At 49.4% G+C, this 1,223-nt stretch carries 2 protein-coding genes and 1 pseudogene; all 3 read right to left on the bottom strand.

The features are described 5' to 3' along the window. A pseudogene (locus R7Z77_RS23995) lies at positions 1-217 on the bottom strand (hemin ABC transporter substrate-binding protein); the annotation flags it as partial. A 27-nt stretch (positions 218-244) separates the two neighbouring features. Continuing rightward, a complete protein-coding gene (locus R7Z77_RS23990) occupies positions 245-658 on the bottom strand; it encodes a biopolymer transporter ExbD (RefSeq protein WP_318136877.1) in 414 nt (137 codons plus the stop codon). Then, positions 655-1,223 (bottom strand): MotA/TolQ/ExbB proton channel family protein (locus R7Z77_RS23985; protein WP_318136876.1); only part of this gene is annotated, 569 nt, incomplete at its 5' end. The genes R7Z77_RS23985 and R7Z77_RS23990, both read right to left, overlap by 4 nt.

Genomic DNA, 1,223 nt, shown 5'->3' with positions numbered 1-1,223 from the left:
CGTCGGGTAACTCCATGCCTTGCGGCAAAGAACTGGTTACATCAACGGCGACCAAGCTGTCTTTCGCATCGAGCGCAAGTAGTAGTTCGGTAACGGCGCTGCCCGCACTGACGACGCGTTCTGAGTTTGGGGCGTTGTCGGCAAAAAGGTTCGTGCTTGCAAGTAACAGAGCGGCAGCAGTCAACGCAGTGCGCACTGGTGATAATGTGTTCTTCATGAAAATGTTCTCAGTTTTATGTTCTTGTTATGGCGACTCTTCAGTGAGCAATTGAGTCGCCTGAATTCCGTTTTCTTGCAAAAAGCCAAGAAGCTGAACAAGTGATTGAATATTGGCTGTTTTTTCTGCACCAATCACAATAGGTTTATCGGTTGATTTACTCTCTTCTAGCAGCGCGAGAGTGAAGTTTTCCCAATCAATGTACGTCTGTCCGTTGATCGCCCAATAAGGCTCATCCTTGAGGATATTAACGGTAATCGACTGCTTATCGACCTCTGCAACGGCCTGCGAGTCGGAGCTTGGCAGCGCGACATCTAATGAGCCGAGTTTGACTGCGGCGGTAAGCATCAAGAAAACCATCACAATAAAAATGATGTCTAACAGCGGTGTTAAATCTGGTGTTAAGCCGTTGCGGTTATTGTCCTGTGGTACTTTGATCATGAAGCTTTCGCCTCAGCCGTTTTGGTGACACTTGCCGTTGTTTTTTCTGGAGACACGTGCTGCAGGTAAATCCCTTCAAGCCACAAATTCACGAAGTTGAGAGTATGCTCAAGTTTGGCGAGTACGCGGTCAACCCACAAACCGCTGATTTGTGCGCCAGAAATAGCGGGTAGGGCGATGATCAAGCCTGCGGCCGTTGTGCGCATGGCTAAACCCAAGCCGTCGGCCAAATCGTTAGGTGTGATGTTCCCAGTTGAAACCGCAATGCCTTTAAACATCTCAATCAATCCCAATACTGTGCCGAGAAGACCAATTAGCGGGCTGATTACGCCGATCAACGTCAGAAGGCGAAGACCAGAATGCAGTTGATGACGCTTTTCTTGCAGCCACATGCCAGCCGCGTCTTCACGCAGCGATTTAGCGAATGAGTGGTGAGCCAATAGCATTGCTACACCGCGATAAAGCAAGGGACGCTTGCCCGACAACTCATCGGCCAGCGCTTCAATATCTCGGCTGTTGGCTGGGTCTAGACTAGCCAAATGTTGACGAATTGCACTTTTGCCAA

The organism is Vibrio sp. 1401, assembly GCF_033340295.1.
Note: the sequence above shows the minus strand (reverse complement) of the source record. Positions and strands in the feature narration are given on the sequence as shown.

Coding starts and splice junctions, on each gene's coding strand:
- R7Z77_RS23990 (WP_318136877.1), bottom strand. CDS start 658: ATGATCAAAGTACCACAGGACAATAACCGCAACGGCTTAACACCAGAT.